We start from the raw sequence: 21,719 nt of genomic DNA, 5'->3' as shown, positions 1-21,719 counted from the left end.
CGTTTACTGGCAAGGCAACGCAAAGCCTGACACTGCAGCTTGGCAGTGTCAGGCTTTGTCTTACAAAATGATGCAAATTAAGCCGCCGGCGCTTTCGTTGATGATTTTCTCAAGCGTTTCGCGTATTTTTCCACGCGCGTCATCCGGCATGCGACTCAGCTTGTGCGACAGTTCTTCCTTAACCAGCTCGTTGAGTGATTTGCCAAAAATATTGGTATCCCAAATCTTTTCCGGCTGCTCCTCAAACTCACTGAGCAAGTAATGCACCAGTTCTTCCGACTGCTTTTCCGTTCCGACAATCGGATTCACTTCGGCCTTGATATTGGCACGCATCATGTGAATCGACGTAGCCGATGCACGCAGGCGAACCCCATAGCGACCGCCCTGGCGCACAATTTCCGGTGCTTCGAGCGAAAGATCCTCAACCGACGGCATAACGATGCCATAACCGGTCTGATAGACCTGATCCAGTGCACCGCGAATGCGCTCATACTGGCGTTTCGTCTCTGCAAATTCCTCGAGCACATTGATTAAATCAGCCGCATCCGTTACCTTGATGCCGGTCTGCTCGCCTACAATTCCGTAGAAAACGCTCTCTGGAATATTCACTTGCAGCTTTGCTACACCGGTGCCCAATGCCATTTGATCGACCGATACACGTCCGATATACTCATTCTGCGTCAACGCTGCGCACATTGCCTTGACATCACGCATCTTCTGATCCACATGAGCAGCACCGCGAATGGTCTTGTAAATGCTGCACTGTACCGGATGATTGGCCGGCAGTGCACCGATATACCGCGGCAGCACAAACCCCACCTCACGCACCGGGAACTCATACAGCACACGCTGCAGCACTTCGGCAATGCCGTGCTCGTCAAGCGACAGACAGTTCACCGCAATCGGCTCAATTCCATGCTGATCGCGCAGCGACGTGCACACCTTTTGGGCAGCTTCGCCCTGCGGATCTGCCGAGTTGACCAAAACAATAAACGGCTTGCCAATTTCGGATAACTCCTGAATCACCCGGCGCTCTACCGGCACATAGCTTTCTCGCGGAATTTCAGAAAATGTACCATCCGTTGTCACCACAAGGCCAATGGTCGAATGTTCGCCGATGACCTTGTGCGTGCCGACTTCCGCTGCCTCAGCTAGCGTCATCGGCGTTTCACGCCACGGTGTGGAAACCATGCGCGGTGCATCGTCTTCCATGCTGCCAAGAGAGCCTTCTACCAGATATCCCACGCAGTCAACCAACCGCACACGGCAAGCGCCGCCATCCGGCAGTGCAATTTCTGCGGCCTCCTCAGGGACAAATTTCGGTTCAGCTGTCATAATCGTGCGGCCTGTGCCCGACTGCGGCAATTCGTCGCGTGCACGTTCGCGCTTATAGACATTATCCATGTCCGGCAGAACCATGGTCTCCATGAAGCGCTTGATAAACGTTGATTTACCCGTCCGCACCGGACCGACGACGCCAATATAAATATCTCCGCCGGTCCGCGCGCTGATTTGCTCGTAAATGGTATTATTGCCCATCACTTTCCCGCCTTTCCTACGACTGAATGGGAATCAGCAGCATGGTATTCGACACTGCGGCTGCTTCACTCGGCAGCTCGTTTGCCTGCCGAATAGCATTCACTGTCGTACCGCAGGCTTTGGCAATATCCCAAAGCGGCTGTTCCTGATCGATAAAACGAAGCACCAGCGTGATTCCGCTGTTGACACCCTCCGATTCGCTGACCTCATAGCTATCAATATTGCGGAATGTGCAGCGCGACTCCGCTGCTATCTGTCCGGTCATACTGACAGTCAGTGCGATTCCCTGTTCACCAGACGGCGTTGCTCGCGCATTTAACTCTACCTGTGACAGGACACCGCGCGAAGTGCACGAAACGGTAAGCGGCAGCGTACGCTGTAGTGAGCACAACTGCTGATCTTCATTGAGGTACAGAATTTGAACGGAAGTGGTCAATACCGCTTCGTCTTTTTCTTTCTGCTTCACCCCACAGCACACCGCCGTGGACGAGATGATATGCGATGCTCGCTGGGCGGTTTGGAGCGTTTCACTCGCCTCAGCCATGGCCTGTGTTGTTGGCGGCATCGTATGGATGGTTACTTTCTCTTCTTTTAGGTGAAGCTGCTTGCCGGGAATATAAAGATCATCGATGTTTTTCAGCGTTTGCATCCGGCGAACAGTAAATAGCGCAGATCCGCCAATTGTGTAGGACAGCAGGCCATCCGGCTCCAGCCGGCAATCGACCTCGCGCGCCGAAAGCCGCGCCGCGACCATATCATTTTCGCTTACATCATTCATCTCGATGATCTGCGTGAACGGTGTACTGCTGGTCAGCACACGTACTGCATCATCTTCCTGCAGGGCAAGGCACGTAATCGCTGCTTCGCCCTTTAATACCACCTTACCGTGCATTGCACGGCACTCGCTCACGCGCAGTGCGCACTGTGTATGCAGCAGCGCCAAATCAGCGGCATCCGGCAAATTAACATCCTCTAGTACCGTGAACTGACTGACTTGTGTCTGTTCAATCAGCGATACTGTGCAAGGTGTACACATCAGCTCGATATCCGTGCCGGATACGCTTTCCGTAACCGTGCAATCTGCCTTTTGATATCCATCCATTTCAAAGCAGAGCTGTGCGTTTACGCTGAGCTTTCGGCTGTTCACTGCGGTTGCTTCGATTCCGGCTACGCTGCACTGTACATAGCATACGGTGTTCGCATCCAGACCTTCGCAATCCTCGATATGCGCGAAGCTGATCGGTATGCTCAGCCTCCGCAGACCTCCTCCCTCCTCGGGTTGGTAAACAACTGTTGTCTTGACGACACCTGATACCAGCAGGCGGTCATTCTGCGGCGACTGATCCTTGATGGACGCTACACCATACGCGCATACGACGCGTCCGATGTCCGGAAAAGTATCCGGTACGATCGAATCGGCTGTTTCGTTGCAAGTAGCAGTGCGCGCAAGCCGCCGGTCATAGTAGCTAATGCTTGTTTGATTCAGTTCCATGTGCTGCTCCTCCTTTTTACTGCTGCTCCTGATAAACGATATGTCCCTCTTCGCTCAGATATGAAAAAAGCAGAGGCAATTGCCTCTGCTTTTTACTTTAGGTAATGTGGAACAGCCTGCTGAGCAGTCCCTTCAGATATTTCGGGCTCTCCCAAATGACAACTTTCATGCTGGCACCTCCTCGTCATAATCCTGCAATGATCACGCCGGCCGCGATCAGCGCAAGCGAAACGAGCCAGATGGCGAGGAATGACGGAAGCAAACCGCCAATCAGGACACCAACGCCAAAGCTGATTAGAATCAACCCGATAGCCTGCAGCCTACAGAACATTGCGCATCACGCTCCTACCACAGTATAAGCGCGTGCACAGCATTCGGTTCCTGTCCCGATAGAAAAAAACAGCCGGCTCAATAGGCCGGCTGAAGAGTTGCACTTATTTTGTTGTACTGCCAAAGCCACCGCGGCGCTCACCATCTGCATCATCATCCTCTGTAATGCCAAACGGCAGGAAAATACCCTGCGCAAAGCCATCTCCCTGCTTAATGGAAACGGTTTTACCCTCATTGGTATCATTCGTCAGCTTGATAAAAATATGCCCCTCATTATCGGCATAAAAATAGTCGCTGTCGATAATGCCCACGGTATTGTTCATCTGCAGGCGGAACTTAAATCCCAGTCCCGAACGGGGATACAGCTGCAGCACCCAACCATCTGCAATTTCGGCGCGGATGCCGGTCGGCACGGCGATGGTCTCATGCGGCGCCAGTGTAAAACCCTCGGGGGAAAAGAAATCATACCCCGCCGATCCGACCGTCGCACGGCGCGGCAGCTTGATTTCCTGATAGAGACGCTGCGCAATGGCAGCATTCGTCCCGCTGACCGCAGTCCAGTCACGGATAAACTGCTTTTCACTTACCTTGTGGAACTTGGCAATTTTCTGCATCTCTTTTTCTCCTTATTTTGTACCGTCTAATAATACAACTTGCCCCAGTTGACACGTCCTCCGGACGTCAATCACCATTTGATTTTCACTGCCCCGCCAGTGCAGCTGCGAATTAGCAATCTGCTGTACAAAGCGGCCATCTACCAACACATCAATCCAGTTTATCACCGGAAGATCATGAATTTCCTTCCACGTGTATCCCGTATATAGCCAAATGGTCTTTTGCGGATACCGCTTTCGAATCTCCGCACAAAGGGCGGTCACATCCTCCCGATTGCCGCAATACAGCGGATCCCCGCCGGAAAGTGTGACACCTGCAATATAATCCTTGTCCAGTTCTGCGAAAAGTTCTTCTTTCGCAGCCTCGTCGAAGGGGATTCCACCTGCCGCATCCCAGGTGATGGGGTTATGACATCCGGGGCAGGCGTGATCGCAACCTGCCAACCACAATACGACACGAAGTCCTTCCCCGTTAAGCATATCGTCCTTTGTTATGTTATGATAGCGCATGTTACATACTCTTTCTCTCTGCTATTTCCGCCATCTTCGCATCGTTCAGTCGAGTGTCCCCCTTGACGCGCGAATAGGACAGATAACCGTTCATTCGGTCAATCTTGGTCAAATTGTGGCTGCCGCATTTCGGACAAACGTCCATCGACAGTTCTTCGTGACCGCAGTCATCACAATAAGACAGCGAAAGGTTGACCCCTTCATAAAATCCCTTTTGCATTGCACGGCGAATCAGTGTGCGGACCGCATCCAGATTATAGTCAATCGGATATTTTACATATTGGATTTTGCCGCCATTGCACAAATCCCAGAAGCGGCCTTCCAAATCCTGCTTCTCAATCGGAGTCAATTCCTCGGTCACGTGACAATGAAAGCTATTGGAAACATAGGCGCGGTCTGATACGCCTTCAATGATGCCGAACTTTTTGCGGAATTGCTCTACCTGAAGTCCGCACAGGCTCTCTGCCGGTGTGCCATAAATTGCGTACAGATTTCCGTCTTCTTCCTTAAACTGCTGCACCTTCTGGTTGATATACTGCAGCACCTCGCTGGCAAAATCGCCGTCTTCCACAAGCGATTTGCCATTATAGATTTCCTGTAGTTCATTCAGAGCTGTTATGCCAAAAGAAGCGGTTGCCGTCTTCAAAATCGGCTTGATTTTATCCGATGGCTTCAAATTGCCGCCATAGAATCCGCCTTCGCAGTAAGCCAAAGGATTGGTCGAGGCACGCATCTCGCCCAAATAGGAATAGGTGCGAATATGCAGCTTGCGAATCAGCTCCAAATAATAATCCAGCACTTCGAAGAAGGGCCGGCTTTCCTGCTGCGCCTTTGCATAAATCATCGGCAGGTGCAGCGAAACCGCACCAATGTTCCATCGACCCACAAAAACAGGCTGATCCGCTTCATCCGCAGGCTTCATTCCACCGCGCTCATACCACGGAGACAAGAACGCGCGGCAACCCATCGGACTGATAATCGCACCGTATTTTTTATACATGCTGGGCACATAGCCATCGCCCGTCAGACTGAGCCAATCCGGATACATCGCCTTGGACGAGCATTCAATGCCTGCTTCAAAAACATCCTCGAGCGGCTTGCCAATCCCGTGCAGGTTTTCGTCATATAAAAAGACGATTTTCGGGAAAAGAACAGGTTTCTTTTGCCCCTTCTTTCCTTGCCCCTTGCGGCGCACATCCAGCATCGTGATGGAAGCCATCTTTGCAAAACGTCCGGTACCCGTTCCGGTAGTCATGGTAATGAACGGGTAGTCACCGCGGCTCGAGGCTACTGTATTAAACTTGTACTCCCAACCCTGAAATCCCTGCTCAAAGTCGTTCAGGATATCGGCAGTGACCTCTTTCTCAACGGTTTCGTCATCTAAACCAAGCTGCTTATACTTGGCAGTCAGCATATCGTAGCTGCGCTGCGCATAAGGCTCGAGCAGCAAATCGACGGACGGGACAGTAAAACCGCCGTACTGTTGGCTGGCAGCAGACAGCACAATATCGCCAATAACGTCAAAGGCAACATTGAGCGTTTTAGGCTCATTATACCAAAGATTCCCCATTTCAAAGCCGTCTCGCAGCACATTTTGTACATTAAACAGGCAGCAGTTCATCGTATCGCGGCGGGCCGACATATCATGCACATAGATATATCCGTCACGGCAAGCCTGCAGCTCGTCCGTGTTCATGAAAAATTTCTGATAAAGCTCCTTGTTCAGCTGATTAAAAATCAGGCTGCGTTTTGTCGAAACTAGCGCAGAGTCGGTATTCGAGTTTTCTTTGTCACCAATATACATGATGGACTGACTCTTTTGATAGACACTGTCCAACATACCGACAAAATCCTGCTTGTAATTGCGGTAATCGCGATAACTTTTTGCCACCTCAGGCCGAACGGATTCAAGCGCAGCTTCGACAATGTTGTGCATTTGCCAAATCTGTACTTCTTTCATCTTGTGGTCACGAATGTAACCATCTACGTAGTTGCAGATTAGTCGCAGCTCATCCTCCGTAAAGGAGTAAAGGACGCGATTTGCGGATTTATTGACGGCAATTACAACCTTTTGAATGTTGAATGCCTCTTTGGTATTATCTTTTTTAACAATATGGACCATGTGCTCTCCCTCTCTTTATGTTGTGTCCGGATACCATTATAGCACACTATATATTGTACGCAAAGTAGAGAACGGAGAAAATGTTCCACAAAATAATTTCGCGTAATTTGATTATTTTTGATGGCTTACAATGTTCTTTCCAGGGATTTCTCGTTGCCCAAATATTTCTTTCTCGTGCACGAACCGCATGTGATATACTATAAACGAGGTGATTTATATGAATTTTAAAATCGAGTCAAACCGCGTATATGCCTGCGATGCTGATGGGCATGTCATCGCAGACATTACCTTCCCAGTGGTGCATGCAGGCGTCGTAAATATCGACCATACATTTGTTGATCCGTCTCTTCGAGGTCAAGGAGTTGCAGATCAGTTAATTCGCACCGCACTGGGCGTGATTCGCGCCGATGGGCATCGCGCAGTAGCAACCTGCTCCTACGCGGTCGAATGGTTTCAGCGGCATCCCGAGCAAACAGACATTCTGGATTCATGAATTCAATGTTCGAACTTTCCAGAAAAACCATCGTATGATGGAAGCCTTTTTACAAATGCTATGGTTGAGGTGATAACTATGGCCAAAGCAGGCATGCGCCGCCCAGACCCAGAAGCGCCCCACGGCACCGAGGCGCGGCAACACAACCATTTTGCGAAGAATGATGTAGCACCTGTTCCTGAAATACAGGGAAATGCGAAGCACGGACATGAAAAAGCTCGTCCAATCATTGAGAATGGAGATCGGACACCGCTCAAAGTCTTCCATGAACTCAAAGGCGATGGCGCGGTCGAACACGTTAACCACTAATCCTCCACCCCCTTACCGGGGGCGGTTTTTTATTTTTTTTCGGCGGTAAAAAAATAAATCCGAGTAAATAAGACAATCCCCGCAATCAGTTAGATTACGGGGAAAATGGTGGACATTGACGGGTTCGAACCGCCGACCTTCCGCACGTCAAGCGGATGCTCTTCCAGCTGAGCTAAATGTCCATATTACAGGACGGCAATGGACTTGCCGTCCGTATTGTATAAATTAGCCCTTCGCGCGCTCGAGATATTCACCAGTACGGGTGTCAATCTTAACACGTTCACCCTGCTCGATGAAAAGCGGAACCTGAATGGTTGCGCCTGTCTCTACCTTAGCAGGTTTCAGGGTATTGGTAGCGGTATTGCCCTTGAAACCGGGATCGGTCTCAATAATCTCCAACTCAACGAAGAGCGGAGCTTCTACCGCATAAACGCTGCCCTTATAAGAGCAAACCTTTACGTTTTCATTTTCCTTAACGAATCGGAAATCATCACCCAGCGTATCCTTGCTGATCGGAATCTGCTCATACGTTTCATTGTCCATGAAGTAGAAAAGATCGCCTTCATCATAAAGGTACTGCATATCACGACGTTCGACGAAAGCAGGTTCGTATTTATCAGTAGGATTGAAGGAACGCTCAGTGACTGCGCCCGTGATCACGTTTTTCATCTTCACGCGAACAAAAGCAGCACCCTTGCCCGGCTTTACGTGCTGAAACTCAACAACCTGCAGCACCTGACCGTCCATTTCAAAGGTTACGCCATTGCGAAACTCACCAGCGGAAATCATATATTAAATCCTCCAACGAAGCATGTCTTTTTCTCGTTCAAGCTGTCCTGCTGAACAGCGCTTATTTATAATACCCCATTTTTTCGACTTTTGCAAGAGGTTTTTTTCATTTTTCTAATTTTTTTAAAAAAGAGACGGCGCGGATAAAATATCCGCGCCGTTCAGGCTAATTACACGGTATGTGGTGCGTTTGGATTAGCAGCAGCCGCCGCAGCAACCGCAGTTATTCTCGCCGCAGTTATTCTCGCCGCAGCCGCCCATGCCACCATCGCAGCAGCAAACCCAGATCAGGATGATAACAACGATGATGATCCACCAGTAATTTTCGCCCCAGAGATTATTAGAAGAACACATATATTTTTCCTCCTATCAATGATTTCATTTCATCCTATGGAGGAAGAGGCAAATGGGTTACAACACCAGACTAAATTTTTTCGGCGAGCCATCCGTCCCGATAAAGTCCGGTAATGCAGACCCGACTCAGGACGTTTTTGGCAAGCGCATTCTCTCGGATATAAACAGGTACGCCAAAACACCCATGGCCTACCCAAGTGCCGTCTGCGCCCGTATGCTCCGGCAGTACATCTATCACGCGCCCAAGCAAATCCATCCGATACCTTTCAGATAAACATTCGGCTACTGCTTTTGCGCGGGACGCACGTTCTGCCTTGACGGATTGCGGCAGCTGGCCATCCATCTCAGCCGCACGTGTCCCCTCGCGGGCCGAGAAGGGAAACACATGCACCGAGGCAAAGGCGCAGCGCTCCAGGAACGCAAGCGTTTCGGCAAATTCCGCCTCGGTTTCCTGCGGAAAGCCAACAATTAAATCGGTCGTTATCGAACAATCCGGGAAGGTTGTTTTCAGTTTGGATACATTATTATAGTATTCTTCTGTTCGGTATCTGCGTCCCATGCGAACAAGCACGCTGTCACAACCGCTCTGCATTGATAGATGGAAGTGCCGCGCCAAATTATCAAAACGCGAGAGACGCGCGCAGAAATCGTCATTGGCCGTGCGAGGATCCAAAGACCCTAGCCGAAACCGCATATCAGGAAACTCGGCGAGCAGCTGCTCTAACAAATCGATCAGTGTGACCGCTGGCATTAAATCGCGTCCATAGGAGGACAGTTCAATGCCGGTCAGCACGATTTCATGCACTCCCTGCTTCTGCAAACGAGCCGTCTCGTCAAGCACAGTGTCTCTGGCCATCGAACGCACATGTCCGCGCGCATAGGGAATAATGCAGTAGGTGCAGAAATTATCGCACCCGTCCTGTATCTTCAGCAGTGCGCGTGTACGCCCTGCCGGTACGCCGGCTGGCAGATATTCAAATGCGGATTCCTCCACCATTTCCTGCGTACTGCTCTCTCCAATGACCGCCTGCTCGCAATGCTGTATAATATGTGCACGGTCATGCGTGCCGAAAACAAGGTCAATGTCTCCTGTTGCCTTCACCTTCTCTGCCGACAGCTCAGCTAGACAGCCGCAGGCCGCAATCACCGCACAAGGGTTCTCTCGCCGCATTTTGTGAAACGCGCGAATGTTTTTATGGTCGGAGGCCGAAGTCACAGTGCAAGTGTTAATGATAACCGCATCCGCGTCGTGCTCAACGATTTGATGGCCACGCATCTCCGCAAGCTGCGTTAGAGCTTGTGTTTCATATAAGTTAACTTTACATCCAAGCGTGTAAAAAGCGAATTTCATGATTGGGTACTCCAAATTTAACTTTTCTTGTATCTCACGCAACAGTATAACACAAAATAGAAATGAATCCAACGTTTCCGAAAATTCATTTGACAGATACAGGTGCGCATGCTATAATGTTTCCATAATGTAACTTTGAAATGTAACTGTTTTGTAACCATAAAGGAGTGCAGTCTATGCCATCCACTACGAAAAGCAATGATACGCTGATTTACAAGGGTCACCCCTTGATGCGCAAAGAAAATATCATCTATTACGGCAGCATGAGTGATTCGCATATCATTATGATGCAAATTCTCGAAAATGGAACGATCAAGGGACTTCCAGTTGCCAAGCGTGTTTCCGTACAGCTTCAACAAACCAATCCGAACGTTCGGATTAAAGAGCGCATTGTTAAGAGAACCGAAAAGGACAGCCTATGGGCGGCAATGGACATCGCTTCCATCTGGCTTGGGCGTGCGCTTGGAACCAAGTAAAGGTTCCAATGGATTTGTTTGAAACGAAAACGGAGGTTTACCGATGAATTCGTCTAAAAAAGTGATTCGAGTCGTCATTTCTGCGGCTCTGGCGGCTTCTATGTTGCTGCCTAGCGCCTTTGCGCTTTATCCCGCTACGGTGAAAGCGGATGCGCTTTATCTGCGTCAGTCCCCCGGCGGCGCGATTATTACCACTTTGCCGCAGAATACCACGCTTGCCGTCATTGACAACAGCAGCGAATGGTATCAGGTTGTGGTGAACGGAAAAGAAGGCTACGTCAGCGGTGCCTACCTGGCCGGCTCTCCGAACTGTGATTTCACAATCGGCAGCGGCAAGGTGGTGTGTGATACCATTGTAAATCTGCGGGAACAGCCTAATATGTCCGCAAAGATCTTGTCCACTATGCCGAATGGCGCTTCTGTATCCGCAGTGGGCGTTGAAAACGGTTGGTACAAAGTTGTTTACAATGGCGTGTCAGGCTATATGCATCCGGATTACCTTGTACTTAGTGCATCTGAAAACTCCGGTGTTGCCGGCGCGGTAACCAACACCGCCGCTACGGGTCTCAGCACAAAACGCGCCGAGGTACTGGCCTATGCAGCTCAGTTTCTCGGAACACCCTATGTCTATGGCGGCAGCACGCCGAGCGGCTTCGACTGCTCTGGCTTTACCTCCTATGTCATGAAGAACACCATCACTTCGATTCCCCGTGTCGCACAGGATCAGTTCGATAACCTGACTCGAGTTTCACGCAGTGAACTGCTGCCCGGCGACTTGGTCTTCTTCGGCAGCAGCGCTTATTCAATCAGCCACGTCGGTCTCTATGTGGGCGATAATCAATTTATTCATTCTCCCCACACCGGTGATGTTGTAAAGTATGACTCACTGACCGGTACATATGACACCCGCTTCCAAGGCGGTGCACGCGTAATTTTTGACTAATCAAAGGCCCTCCAAATTCGGAGGGCCTTTTCCTATGGTTTCAGTACGACGACGCCATCGTCACATTCGATAGAGGAAACCGTGATGCCCAAATTCTGTAATTGATCGTTCACCGCCTTGTTCAGCAGTTCTGACAGCGGCGCGACTGCAGTTTCAGAAAGTGAAATGTCCGCAATTTCTGCTTTCTGCGTTTTAAGGCTTATGCCGCCGTCTGTTGCTTCCACTTTCCAAGCCCCATAAACCTTGCAGGAGTCTGGCAGGAACAGCAGCGCCGTTCTCAGGTCGCCTGCAAGGCCGCTCTGCTGCAGTGCCTGCTTGCTGACAATTACGCTGACCTCAATCACACCATCCTTGCCAATATGCGCAACGATGCTGTCCGGTGAAAACGGCATCGCCTGCACGATCAGCGTGCACAGGTCATTTTCGCTCAGCTGCACTTCCATAATTTCATCTTGCTCCTCCTGCATCTCCTGCGGTTCGGTCTGCGTTGGCGGTGTTGCCTCCCCAGAAGGGTGTCCAAGCAGCATTTTTCCAATCAACAGCAGCGAAATCAACATGCACGCACCCAAAATCAGCGTGTAGACGAAGCTTTTTTCTTCTTGCATGCGCTTCTCCCCCTTTGTCCTGCCATATCCTATGATTCTCCATCGATATTCATTCCATAAAAGACCAAGAACTTCCCCGATAGGAGAAGCTCTTAAACTATTAAATACGTTTTCCAATCTTATCGCTGTATTCCCCACGGAATGCGGCGAACGTGCCATCATCCAGATGCTTTCGAATTTCTTCCATCAGGTGATTGTAGAACCAAAGGTTGTGCATGACCAGCAACCGCTGCGATAGCATTTCACCGGACTTGAGCAAATGCCGCAGGTATGCACGGGAGAATCGGCGGCAGGTCGGGCACTGACAGCCCTCTTCGATCGGCCGGTCGTCCGTTTGATATTTGGCGTTTTGAATGTTCATAATGCCGTTCCAAGTAAACAAGTGACCGTGGCGAGCATTACGTGTGGGCATGACACAGTCAAAAAAGTCGATGCCGCGCGCAACCCCTTCGATGATATTGGACGGCGTGCCTACTCCCATCAGATAGCGCGGTTTATTGCTCGGGGCGTGCGGCAGGACGGCATCCAGTATATGATACATGATTTCCGTGCTTTCACCAACGGCCAGTCCACCAATTGCATAACCGGGCAGATCCAGTTTTGCGATTTCCTGCATATGTTCAATACGCAAATCATCATACGTTCCGCCCTGATTGATGCCGAACAGCATTTGATTCGGATTCACGGTGTCCGGCAGGCTATTGAGTCGGCTCAGCTCATTTTTGCAGCGCACCAACCAGCGCGTCGTTCGATCAATCGATGCCTTTACATATTCGCGCGGTGCAGGATTTTCAATGCACTCATCAAATGCCATCGCAATATCGGAACCGAGATTGGACTGGATCCGCATGCTCTCTTCCGGGCCCATGAAAATCTTCCGGCCGTCTACATGAGAATGAAAATAAACGCCTTCTTCCTTAATCTTACGCAGCGTTGCCAACGAAAAGACCTGAAAACCGCCCGAATCAGTCAGCATCGGCCCATCCCAACGCATAAATTTGTGTAGGCCGCCCATTTGTTTGATGATTTGATCGCCCGGACGGACATGCAGATGGTACGTGTTTGACAGCTCGACCTGACACCCCAGTTCCTTCAGATCGAAGGCGTCTACCGCGCCCTTGATTGCCCCTTGCGTGCCGACATTCTGAAAGACCGGCGTCTGCACTAAGCCGTGTGCAGTCATAAACGTGCCACGGCGCGCATTCCCCTCAGTTTTGAGGAGTTCAAAAGTTCCAATATCCATAATTCCCTCATCATTAAAAATACAGTTATTGATATGATATCACAAATCAGAGGGAGTTTCAACTTCTGCGCGGTAGATTGTTCGCCCATCCTTGATTGTTTGCAAAACTCTGATTTCGCGAAGCCGTATCGGATCGACCGCGAGCGGATTCCGGTCAAGAATCGTGAAGTCCGCGCGTTTACCAACAGCGACACTCCCCTTTTCGTGTTCCTCAAAGTACTGGTACGCCGCATGTATGGTAACCGCCCGCAAAGCCTCCATCACACTGATGCGTTGCTCTGCGCCAAGCAACTCGCCCGATTTCGTCCTACGATTCACCGCACACCAGATTGTTTCCAACATATTAGGTTCAATGACAGGGGCATCCTGATGAAACGTAAAGAGAATCCCTTTTCTCAGCGCACTGCCCGCTGGGCTAATCTGTTCTGCGCGCGCACGGCCAAAATTGCGAATATGCACATCTCCCCAATGATAAACGTGCGCAACAAAGAAGGATGGTATGACACCCAATTCACACACTGCATCCAATTGATCAATACCAAGCAGTTGGGCATGAATCATAACCGGTCGGCTGGCGGCAAGGTTTGCGTATTCCTGCTGCATCTTGTGCGCAATGTTCAGATATTGCGCACAAGCGGCATCTCCATTGCAATGCGCCAACAGCTGTAACTGATTCTGCAGCGCTAAGCGAAAATGCGACGCAAGTTGCTCATCAGTTAGCGTGCCGTAGCCGGAGTCGCTATCCGAATTCTGATACGCGGTGCGCATCCATGCCGTGCGGCTCTGCGGAGAACCGTCCAGAAAGGTTTTATACCCGCCGATCTTAAAGTGCTTATGATATACCCCACGATGCTCCGAGAAGTCTGCAAGCAGTTTGTCAGCACTCGCAATCTCTACATACCCAACTACATCAAGCCACAGCGCATCCGCATCCAGAAGCGCGCGATAGAGCGGCCCAAGCTGCTCGACCATCATGCCCTCCTGCACCGTGGTGATGCCGTACGAAGCGTACTTTTTCTGTGCCTGCTGCAGCGCATCAAACAGTGCCTCAGGCCTCGGCATTGGAACTTGTTTTACATATTTTAAATATGCGGCTTCTTCCATATATCCTGTGAGCACACCGTTCTGACGCTCGATTTTTCCGCCTTCCGGCACAGGGGTCTCCGTCGTGACGTGCAGTTGTTCCAACGCCATGGTATTGAACACGCCAACGTGGCCGGATTGATGTTGAATCACGAGCGGATGGTGCGGCGCAGCACGATCCAGCACGGCTAACCCGGGATGCTGTTTTTCTGCTAAATGATTGTGATCGTAGCCTTTTGCAGTCACCCATTGCCCAGCAGGTATCTGCTGCTCCCGAATAAATGTCTGCACGCACTGAATAATCTCTTCAAAATCAGAGCATTCCTCCAGTGGCACCTGCAGCATCGCGTTGGCCGTCGCCGCAAAGTGACTGTGTGCATCAATAAATCCGGGCAGGAGCGTGGCGCCGCGCAGGTCGATGCGTTCGATATCGCCATCTGTCGGTATCTGCTGTTTGGAACCCACCCAGCGAATGCGCCCATCATCCACCAAAACAGCCTCGGCAACGTTGTCGCCCTCCATGGTAAGAATCGTCCCGTTTTCATACAGTTGTTTCATCGAATTCCCTCCATAACAGATATTCTTTACCGCATTGGTTTCTTTGATGCAAGCTGAAAATTATCATAGAATGATGTAAAAACAGCCTTCGGATTCACCGAAGGCCATTTGTATATTACAGAATTGTCATCGAATCGCCAAACGAGAAGAAGCGGTATTCCTCTTCAATGGCCTGGTGGTACGCATTCATAATCATTTCGCGAGATGCAAAAGCCGAAATGAGCATCATTAGCGTACTTTCCGGCAAGTGGAAGTTGGTAATCATATGATCAATGGATTTGAAGCGATACCCCGGGTAAATGAAAATATCCGTCCAGCCGGATTGCGCGCGCACGCATCCGCCCTCATCTGCGATGGTCTCCATTGTCCGACAGGCGGTCGTCCCAACACCCCACACTTTGCCACCGGACGCACGGGTCTGGTTAATGATCTGCGCAGTCTGCTCATCCATCATATAAAACTCGGAATGCATAATATGATCTGTAATCTCATCCTCCTTGACCGGTCGGAATGTACCCAGACCGACGTGCAGCGTGACGAATGCCAGTTTGACGCCCTTTGCTTCCAACGCAGCCAACAGTTCTTTCGTAAAATGCAGTCCGGCGGTCGGTGCGGCAGCAGAACCCGGCGTTTTGGAATACACTGTTTGATAGCGCTCCGGGTCATCCAATTTTTCTTTGATATAAGGGGGCAGCGGCATCGTACCCAGTTTTTCAAGAATCTCCAGAAAAATTCCATTGTAGTGAAACCGAATTAAACGATTACCGTCCGGCTGAACCGACTCTACCGTCGCAGTGAGCAGGCCATCGCCAAAGGTCAATTCGACGCCTTCGCGCGTCTTGCGGCCGGGGCGGGTCAGGCATTCCCAGACGCCATTTCCTTTATCGGTTAGCAGCAGCACCTCAATCGGCGTGGTATGCCCGACGGCATGTCCCATTAGTCTTGCGGGAATCACACGCGAATTGTTGAAAACCATACAGTCGCCCGGCTGCACATATTCCAGCAAATCATGAAAATGGCGATGCGTCACCGACCCATCCTTACGGTCCAACACCAGCAGACGCGATGCGTCCCGCTGCACAAGCGGGTGCTGCGCAATCAGGCGTTCAGGCAAATCGAAATAAAAATCACTCTTCTTCATCATAAATACACGGGCGTTTTATGAACGCCCGTGCAAAATCCTCCCTTATTGTTTAATCGTAATGCCGGTATAATAGAATTTTAAAATTTCATCATATGTATGTCCCTTTTGAGCCATAGCAAGCGCACCATATTGGCTCAAGCCAACGCTGTGACCCCAACCGGTGCCGTCAAAGGTATACGCAGTGGGCACTGTTTCATCCCCCGGTATTTCCGGCGTGGTAGGTGTGCCGCTCGTCATCACAACAGTTTCGGTTGCCGTATCAAAATCCACGCCAAAACCAATGGCGGCAGCAATATCGCGCAGTTTATAGTAGTTATTTCCGTTGACCCGATAGCCGGACAGTGAAATCGGTGTTCCGTCCAAAACAATTTTTGACGAAGACGGCGCATAATATTCAACCTGTACCGTATCCGCTTTTGTCAGCTCGCCGCCGACCGACTGATAGGCGCTGTTTCCGGTTAGCAGAATCTGATCGTTCTGAGCATCCCACGCGACATTAAACTGATGCGTTTTCCCATTCAGAATGGTAGCAATATCACGGAGTTTATAGTAATTATTATCATTGATATTATAGCCTTGCGGCGCAACCGCTGTGCCGTCCATCGTCACCTTGTGCGTCGAGGCACTGATTTTGTTTGCAGTGCGCACAAGCTTGGTCTGCTCGGTCTTCGCAGTATTGGGGGTAATAGTATACCGAATGCTGTTGACTCCAAATACCGACCGGCATGCCGCCTTGCTGATGATGGCGGTCTTACCGTCCTTATCTGTGACGGTCACTTCGTTGACGTTGTCTGTCGCCGTCCGCTTAGTGACCTCGACTTTTACAACATCCCCAATCGAATAGCCGGCATCGATGAGCTTTGTCTTAATCTCTGCCGCCGTCAGCGTGACGGACCATTTGCCGTTATAGGCGTTGTCGACGTCCTCGTACGGATCGACCTTGCCCTTCAGATACGGATAATCTCCGCCCCAAACATTGACTGCATCCTCGGTCGCACCGCCGTCCGAGGAGAAAAAATATCCAACAATTAAATTGCCGTTGTAAGTAAGGTACTCACCCTTTGTGTCGTCTACCGCTTTGTCCGACGCGCTAGTCGCCAGATTGGCGCCCTTGTACACCTGACAATTGGTAGTATTGCAAAGATCAAAGCCAAAGCTTGCGTGTTTATTCAGCGTGCCCAGCGCGTAAGAACGTGCACAAACCGCCTGCGCTTTGAGCGCCTCGCTCGGCCAGCTTACATTAACCTCATAGGGAATAACACCCTTCACATAATCTTCAACGCCAACATAGTTTATAACAGCAATCTTGCCGTTTGAGGCGTTTCGATATACAAAGTCCCCATTCCATTTAAAGCCTTTGCACCATGTCAGTTCGCTGTTCGGACGAATGGCAAGATTGTCCGCTTCCGCTTTGCTCGTGTAGAGAACCGCGCCGGTTGACGTGTCTGACACCTCAAAGGCGTTATTGACAATCTTAATGGTCAGTTGGCTCTGTGAAACCGACTGTACAGGCGTAAAAGCCATTCCGTTATAATAGCCAATGCTGTATCCGGCAACATCGACATTTTCGAGCTTGGCTTCAGTCAGCGCAGTTGAGTCATAATACAGACCGATGCGCAGGGTTTGATCCGTGTCAACATCCGCAGCGAATGCAGGTGCTGTACACAGGCAGCCAGTCAGTGTCACAGCGGCCAGCGTCAAGGATAACAGGCGTTTGATGCGTTTCATTTTCATCCTCCAGTTAAATTTCATGCGCTCTATTGACAAATATGCTGCATTATTTTACAATGTAAAGTGCAAGTACATAATAAGGTAGAGGCGCGGTTTTCATCAGTATCGACTGGGAGGGTCTGTAAACCCCGAGGAACAGTCGAAAAAGGGTCTTCCGCCGAAGGCAGTCTTGAGTTTGCGGCAAGCCTGTACTGGATACTCGGGAGAATATCCCCGTATCTGTCATCAGCAGAAATGCCGGTGGAGAGCTATCCTGTGATTAGAAGAATTCGGTTTATCCGCTTTTTCTATTATAGTATAGATCATACCGGTTTTTCAACCGGTATTTTTCTTTGCTGCCAGCCTGATGGAAAGTTTACATTTTGTTAGCAATTCTTATGGGAGGAACAGAAATAAATGAAACAGTACAAAGTCGGTATCGTCGGTGCAACCGGCATGGTAGGTCAGCGTTTTTCGCTGCTGCTCGAAAATCATCCGTGGTTTGATGTCGTAGCGCTCGCAGCGTCCGGCCGTAACCGCGGTAAAGCTTACGCAGAAGCCTGCGAAGGCCGTTGGAAAATGGCCGATCCGATGCCGGAAAAATACAAAGACATGGTTATGTTCGATGCAACCGCCGATGCAGAGCAGATTGCTTCGATGGTAGACTTTATTTTCTGTGCGGTCGATATGAAAAAGGATGAAATCCGCGCGCTGGAGGAGCGATATGCGCAGCTCGAATGCCCGGTTTGTTCTAACAATTCGGCGCATCGCATGACCCCTGACGTGCCGATGATTATTCCGGAAATCAACGCCGACCACGCACAGATTATTCCCGAACAGCGTAAGCGTCTTGGCACCAAACGCGGTTTTATTGCTGTAAAATCAAACTGCTCAATTCAGAGCTACGTGCCCGCGCTGACCGCTCTGATGGATTTTGAGCCGACCGAGGTTGCAGTGTGCACTTATCAGGCGATTTCCGGTGCCGGCAAAACCTTTGAATCCTGGCCGGAGATGCTTGATAATGTCATCCCCTACATTGGCGGCGAGGAAGAGAAAAGCGAGAAGGAGCCGATGAAGGTTTGGGGTAAGATTGTCGGCGATCATATCGAGTCCGCCGTCTCGCCTGTCATCACCGCGCAGTGCCTGCGCGTTCCCGTAGCAGATGGTCACATGGCTGCAGCCTTTGTGAAATTCAAAACCAAGCCGAGCAAGGATGAGATGATTCGCCGTTGGCAGAATTTTTCCGGCCGCGCACAGGAGTTGAAACTCCCCTCTGCTCCCGAGCATTTTCTTGCTTATTTTGAAGAAGACAATCGTCCGCAGACCAAGTTGGATCGCAATTTGGAAGGCGGCATGGGTGTTTCGATTGGCCGTCTTCGCGAGGACAGCATTTACGACTACAAGTTTGTCAGCCTTTCCCACAATACGCTGCGCGGCGCTGCCGGCGGCGCCGTCCTGATGGCGGAGTTGCTGTGCGCCGAGGGCTACATGGACCGTTAAGGAGGCCATATATCTATGAAGAAGCCTATTTTTACCGGCGCGGGTGTTGCCGTTGTCACGCCCTTCTGTTCGACCGGTGAAGTGAATTTTGAAGAATTCGGAAAGATTATCGACCATCAGATTGCCAACGGCACTGATTCCATTATCGTCTGCGGCACAACCGGTGAATCTTCCGCGCTCCATGATCGGGAGCATCGCGAAGTGGTTGCCTGGTGCTGCGAATATGTCAACCATCGTGTACCTGTTATTGCAGGCGTTGGTTCAAATGATACCGCTTATGCAATCGAATTGACGAAATTTGCCGCCGAGTGCGGTGCGGATGGCGGACTGTCTGTTACGCCATACTATAACAAGACCTCTCAGCGCGGACTCGTAACGCATTTCACCCAGATTGCCGACTGCTCTGACCTGCCGATTGTTCTGTATAACGTACCTAGTCGTACCGGCATCTGCTTTACTGCCGATACGCTGTTTGAACTTTCCAAGCACCCGAATATCAATGGTCTAAAGGCCGCCTCCGGCAATTTCTCACTCCTTGCGGAAACCATGGCGAAGTGCGGTGACAATCTTAACGTATGGTCCGGCAACGACGATCAGGTCGTTCCGCTGATGTCTCTTGGCGGCAAGGGCGTTATCTCTGTGCTGTCCAACGTTGCACCGCAGATTACGCATGATTTGACGCAGCTGTGCTTGGATAACAAGTTTCCGGAAGCAGCAAAGCTTCAGCTCTCGCTTCACGGTTTGATTGATGCACTGTTCTGCGAGGTTAACCCGATTCCGGTCAAGAAAGCGATGGAACTGCTTGGCTGGAACGTTGGCAAGCTGCGTATGCCGCTGATTGAGGCAAGTGATGATCATATCGCTTATATCAAGCGCGAATTAGAAGCTGCGGGCTGCCGCATTTAAAAGCTGTTCCTTCTTAAAGGAGTTTAAAAAGATGTTAAAAATAGCGCTTTCCGGTTGTAACGGACGCATGGGACATGTCATCGCCGATATTGTCGATGGCAAAAAAGATATGAATATCGTTGCGGGTTTTGATGTAAACACAACGAAAAGTGGTGCTTTCCCGGTATTCGCAGATCCATTTGAGTTCACAGGTGAATGCGATGTGATTATTGATTTTTCAAATGCCTCGAGCACCGAACACTTACTCGCGTTCTGCGAAAAGAAGCACATTCCGATTGTGATTTGCACGACCGGCCATTCTCCGGAGCAATTGCAAAAAATCCGCGAAGCATCTGCCCAATTTCCGATTTTCCGTTCGGGAAACATGTCGATTGGTATCAATTTAATGATGGATTTGCTGCGTAAATCCGCCGCCGTCCTCGGGGATGGGTTTGATGTTGAAATCATTGAAAAGCATCACAATCAGAAGCTTGATGCCCCCTCGGGCACGGCTCTCATGTTGGCTGATGCAGTCTCCGAAGCCCTACCCTATGACGCAAATTATGAATATGATCGCCACGAGCGCCGTGAAAAGCGCCCGCCGCACGAAATTGGTATTCACGCCGTTCGCGGCGGCACCATCGTAGGTGAGCATAGTGTATTGTTCTGTGGCCGTGATGAAATCATCGAGATTAAGCACTCTGCGCTCTCGCGTGAGGTATTTGCCGTCGGCGCAGTAGATGCTGCCGCGTTTATGGCGACTTGCTCGCAACCCGGCATGTATGATATGACTGACGTGATTGCCTCCAAGTAAAAAGCAAAACTCCCTGCCGCCCGGCAGGGAGTTTTATATAACCGGAACAAAGCGCCGTCTGCTCTGCAGGCGGCGCTTTGTCCTATAAAGAAGAGAGTGATTTGGTCAAAAATCAGGAATGCTTGGTGTTCTTGCGCATGTCAAACACAACCGAGCCAACGATAATCAGGCCCTTGATGATGCTTGTCATGTTGTCGTTGACGCCCAGCATAACCAAGCCGTTGTTGATGACGCCGAGAATCAGGATGCCGCACAGCACGCCCGACACGCGGCAGATGCCGCCTGTGTGCGAGGTGCCGCCGACCGTTGCGGCCGCGATGGCGTCGAGTTCATAGTTGAGACCGTAAGTAGACGGGTCGGCCGAGCCGGTACGACCGGCCAGCAGAATGCCGCCTACTGCCGCGCAAACCGAGCACCAGATGTACACCAGAATCAGATTCTTTTCCACGTTGATACCGGCCACACGCGCCGCCTGGTCATTGCCGCCGATTGCGTACACGCTCTTGCCGAAGCGCGTCTGCGTCAGCAAAAATGCCGAAATGACGAACATAATCAGGAAAATGACGACAATCATCGGGATGACGCCGAACAGCTTACCCTTGCCGAAGAAACGGAAATCGTCGGTCAGCTTGGAGACCGGCTGCGTCGAATACATCTTGGCCAGTGCGCGGCAAATCAGCTGCGAGCCAAGCGTTGCGATGAACGGCGGAATCTTGGTGAACGCGATTATCGCGCCCACGATTGCGCCGACCAGTGCGCCAATTCCGATGCCGATCAGTGCGACGACCGGAGCCGGCAGCGGGTTGCCCGCGCCGAGCAGACGATTGGTTGCGTCCGCATTCTGCGCAAGTGATG

At 50.7% G+C, this 21,719-nt stretch carries 22 protein-coding genes, 1 tRNA gene and 1 riboswitch; of the genes, 7 read left to right on the top strand and 16 right to left on the bottom strand.

Annotated elements, in window-relative coordinates:
* Positions 1 to 60: 60 nt before the first annotated feature.
* The 6 genes from spoIVA to nrdD form a co-directional block, all read right to left on the bottom strand.
* Entirely contained in the window at positions 61 to 1,539 is a 1,479-nt protein-coding gene (gene spoIVA / locus QOX26_RS12910; RefSeq protein WP_283675389.1) for a stage IV sporulation protein A, read from the bottom strand.
* Positions 1,540 to 1,555: 16 nt separating this feature from the next.
* Positions 1,556 to 3,031 carry a DUF3794 and LysM peptidoglycan-binding domain-containing protein gene (locus QOX26_RS12905; RefSeq protein ID WP_283675388.1) on the bottom strand — a complete coding sequence of 492 codons (1,476 nt, stop codon included), beginning with the start codon at positions 3,029 to 3,031 and terminating at the stop codon, positions 1,556 to 1,558.
* A 184-nt stretch (positions 3,032 to 3,215) separates the two neighbouring features.
* On the bottom strand, positions 3,216 to 3,362 hold the full coding sequence (locus tag QOX26_RS12900) for a hypothetical protein (RefSeq protein ID WP_283675387.1): 147 nt from the start codon (positions 3,360 to 3,362) through the stop codon (positions 3,216 to 3,218).
* A 103-nt stretch (positions 3,363 to 3,465) separates the two neighbouring features.
* Positions 3,466 to 3,975 carry a dUTP diphosphatase gene (locus QOX26_RS12895; RefSeq protein ID WP_283675386.1) on the bottom strand — a complete coding sequence of 170 codons (510 nt, stop codon included), beginning with the start codon at positions 3,973 to 3,975 and terminating at the stop codon, positions 3,466 to 3,468.
* A 12-nt stretch (positions 3,976 to 3,987) separates the two neighbouring features.
* Positions 3,988 to 4,485, bottom strand: a complete 498-nt coding sequence (gene nrdG, locus QOX26_RS12890; protein ID WP_283675385.1) for an anaerobic ribonucleoside-triphosphate reductase activating protein — start codon at positions 4,483 to 4,485, stop codon at positions 3,988 to 3,990.
* Between the two features lies 1 nt (position 4,486).
* Positions 4,487 to 6,607 (bottom strand): anaerobic ribonucleoside-triphosphate reductase, encoded by a 2,121-nt coding sequence (gene nrdD, locus QOX26_RS12885; protein WP_283675384.1) that lies wholly within the window; start codon positions 6,605 to 6,607, stop codon positions 4,487 to 4,489.
* A 217-nt stretch (positions 6,608 to 6,824) separates the two neighbouring features.
* Here nrdD and QOX26_RS12880 point away from each other — a divergent pair, with 217 nt between their 5' ends.
* Both QOX26_RS12880 and QOX26_RS12875 read left to right on the top strand, forming a co-directional pair.
* Entirely contained in the window at positions 6,825 to 7,100 is a 276-nt protein-coding gene (locus QOX26_RS12880) for a GNAT family N-acetyltransferase (RefSeq protein ID WP_283675383.1), read from the top strand.
* A gap of 78 nt (positions 7,101 to 7,178) precedes the next feature.
* On the top strand, positions 7,179 to 7,409 hold the full coding sequence (locus tag QOX26_RS12875) for a hypothetical protein (RefSeq protein ID WP_283675404.1): 231 nt from the start codon (positions 7,179 to 7,181) through the stop codon (positions 7,407 to 7,409).
* Between the two features lie 106 nt (positions 7,410 to 7,515).
* Here the strand turns inward: QOX26_RS12875 and QOX26_RS12870 are convergent.
* The 4 genes from QOX26_RS12870 to mtaB form a co-directional block, all read right to left on the bottom strand.
* Positions 7,516 to 7,591: transfer RNA gene (locus QOX26_RS12870), tRNA-Val, on the bottom strand.
* A gap of 43 nt (positions 7,592 to 7,634) precedes the next feature.
* Positions 7,635 to 8,198: an elongation factor P gene (gene efp / locus QOX26_RS12865; RefSeq protein ID WP_283675382.1), complete on the bottom strand. Its 564-nt coding sequence runs from the start codon at positions 8,196 to 8,198 to the stop codon at positions 7,635 to 7,637.
* A gap of 195 nt (positions 8,199 to 8,393) precedes the next feature.
* Positions 8,394 to 8,552, bottom strand: coding sequence for a hypothetical protein (locus tag QOX26_RS12860; RefSeq protein ID WP_283675381.1), 159 nt, complete (start codon positions 8,550 to 8,552; stop codon positions 8,394 to 8,396).
* A 70-nt stretch (positions 8,553 to 8,622) separates the two neighbouring features.
* Complete coding sequence (gene mtaB / locus QOX26_RS12855) at positions 8,623 to 9,903, bottom strand: tRNA (N(6)-L-threonylcarbamoyladenosine(37)-C(2))-methylthiotransferase MtaB (RefSeq protein ID WP_283675380.1); 1,281 nt, start codon at positions 9,901 to 9,903, stop codon at positions 8,623 to 8,625.
* Between the two features lie 176 nt (positions 9,904 to 10,079).
* Here mtaB and QOX26_RS12850 point away from each other — a divergent pair, with 176 nt between their 5' ends.
* On the top strand, positions 10,080 to 10,379 hold the full coding sequence (locus QOX26_RS12850) for a hypothetical protein (RefSeq protein WP_283675379.1): 300 nt from the start codon (positions 10,080 to 10,082) through the stop codon (positions 10,377 to 10,379).
* A gap of 43 nt (positions 10,380 to 10,422) precedes the next feature.
* Entirely contained in the window at positions 10,423 to 11,322 is a 900-nt protein-coding gene (locus tag QOX26_RS12845) for a C40 family peptidase (RefSeq protein WP_283675378.1), read from the top strand.
* A gap of 32 nt (positions 11,323 to 11,354) precedes the next feature.
* On the opposite strand, the gene QOX26_RS12840 is transcribed toward QOX26_RS12845, so the two are convergent.
* The 5 genes from QOX26_RS12840 to QOX26_RS12820 all read right to left on the bottom strand — a co-directional run bounded on the left by QOX26_RS12840 (position 11,355) and on the right by QOX26_RS12820 (position 17,683).
* Positions 11,355 to 11,927 (bottom strand): hypothetical protein, encoded by a 573-nt coding sequence (locus tag QOX26_RS12840; RefSeq protein ID WP_283675377.1) that lies wholly within the window; start codon positions 11,925 to 11,927, stop codon positions 11,355 to 11,357.
* 100 nt (positions 11,928 to 12,027) lie between these two features.
* A complete protein-coding gene (gene tgt, locus QOX26_RS12835) occupies positions 12,028 to 13,170 on the bottom strand; it encodes a tRNA guanosine(34) transglycosylase Tgt (protein WP_283675376.1) in 1,143 nt (380 codons plus the stop codon).
* Between the two features lie 39 nt (positions 13,171 to 13,209).
* Entirely contained in the window at positions 13,210 to 14,811 is a 1,602-nt protein-coding gene (locus QOX26_RS12830) for an amidohydrolase (protein WP_283675375.1), read from the bottom strand.
* A 115-nt stretch (positions 14,812 to 14,926) separates the two neighbouring features.
* Positions 14,927 to 15,952, bottom strand: coding sequence for a tRNA preQ1(34) S-adenosylmethionine ribosyltransferase-isomerase QueA (gene queA, locus QOX26_RS12825; protein ID WP_283675402.1), 1,026 nt, complete (start codon positions 15,950 to 15,952; stop codon positions 14,927 to 14,929).
* A gap of 45 nt (positions 15,953 to 15,997) precedes the next feature.
* Positions 15,998 to 17,683: a SpoIID/LytB domain-containing protein gene (locus tag QOX26_RS12820; RefSeq protein WP_283675374.1), complete on the bottom strand. Its 1,686-nt coding sequence runs from the start codon at positions 17,681 to 17,683 to the stop codon at positions 15,998 to 16,000.
* A 77-nt stretch (positions 17,684 to 17,760) separates the two neighbouring features.
* A riboswitch (Lysine riboswitch) is annotated at positions 17,761 to 17,945 on the top strand.
* 137 nt (positions 17,946 to 18,082) lie between these two features.
* Here QOX26_RS12820 and asd point away from each other — a divergent pair.
* The 3 genes from asd to dapB are packed head-to-tail and all read left to right on the top strand — an operon-like array spanning position 18,083 to position 20,864.
* Positions 18,083 to 19,165 carry an aspartate-semialdehyde dehydrogenase gene (gene asd, locus QOX26_RS12815; RefSeq protein WP_283675373.1) on the top strand — a complete coding sequence of 361 codons (1,083 nt, stop codon included), beginning with the start codon at positions 18,083 to 18,085 and terminating at the stop codon, positions 19,163 to 19,165.
* A gap of 15 nt (positions 19,166 to 19,180) precedes the next feature.
* Positions 19,181 to 20,071, top strand: coding sequence for a 4-hydroxy-tetrahydrodipicolinate synthase (gene dapA / locus QOX26_RS12810; protein WP_283675372.1), 891 nt, complete (start codon positions 19,181 to 19,183; stop codon positions 20,069 to 20,071).
* A gap of 31 nt (positions 20,072 to 20,102) precedes the next feature.
* On the top strand, positions 20,103 to 20,864 hold the full coding sequence (dapB, locus tag QOX26_RS12805; RefSeq protein ID WP_283675371.1) for a 4-hydroxy-tetrahydrodipicolinate reductase: 762 nt from the start codon (positions 20,103 to 20,105) through the stop codon (positions 20,862 to 20,864).
* A 112-nt stretch (positions 20,865 to 20,976) separates the two neighbouring features.
* Here dapB and QOX26_RS12800 read toward each other — a convergent pair.
* The coding region (locus QOX26_RS12800) for an ABC transporter permease (RefSeq protein WP_283675370.1) at positions 20,977 to 21,719 on the bottom strand (743 nt) is incomplete at its 5' end.

It is taken from the genome of Butyricicoccus sp. Marseille-Q5471 (genome assembly GCF_951230135.1).
GTDB lineage: Bacteria > Bacillota > Clostridia > Oscillospirales > Butyricicoccaceae > Agathobaculum.
Note: the sequence above shows the minus strand (reverse complement) of the source record. Positions and strands in the feature narration are given on the sequence as shown.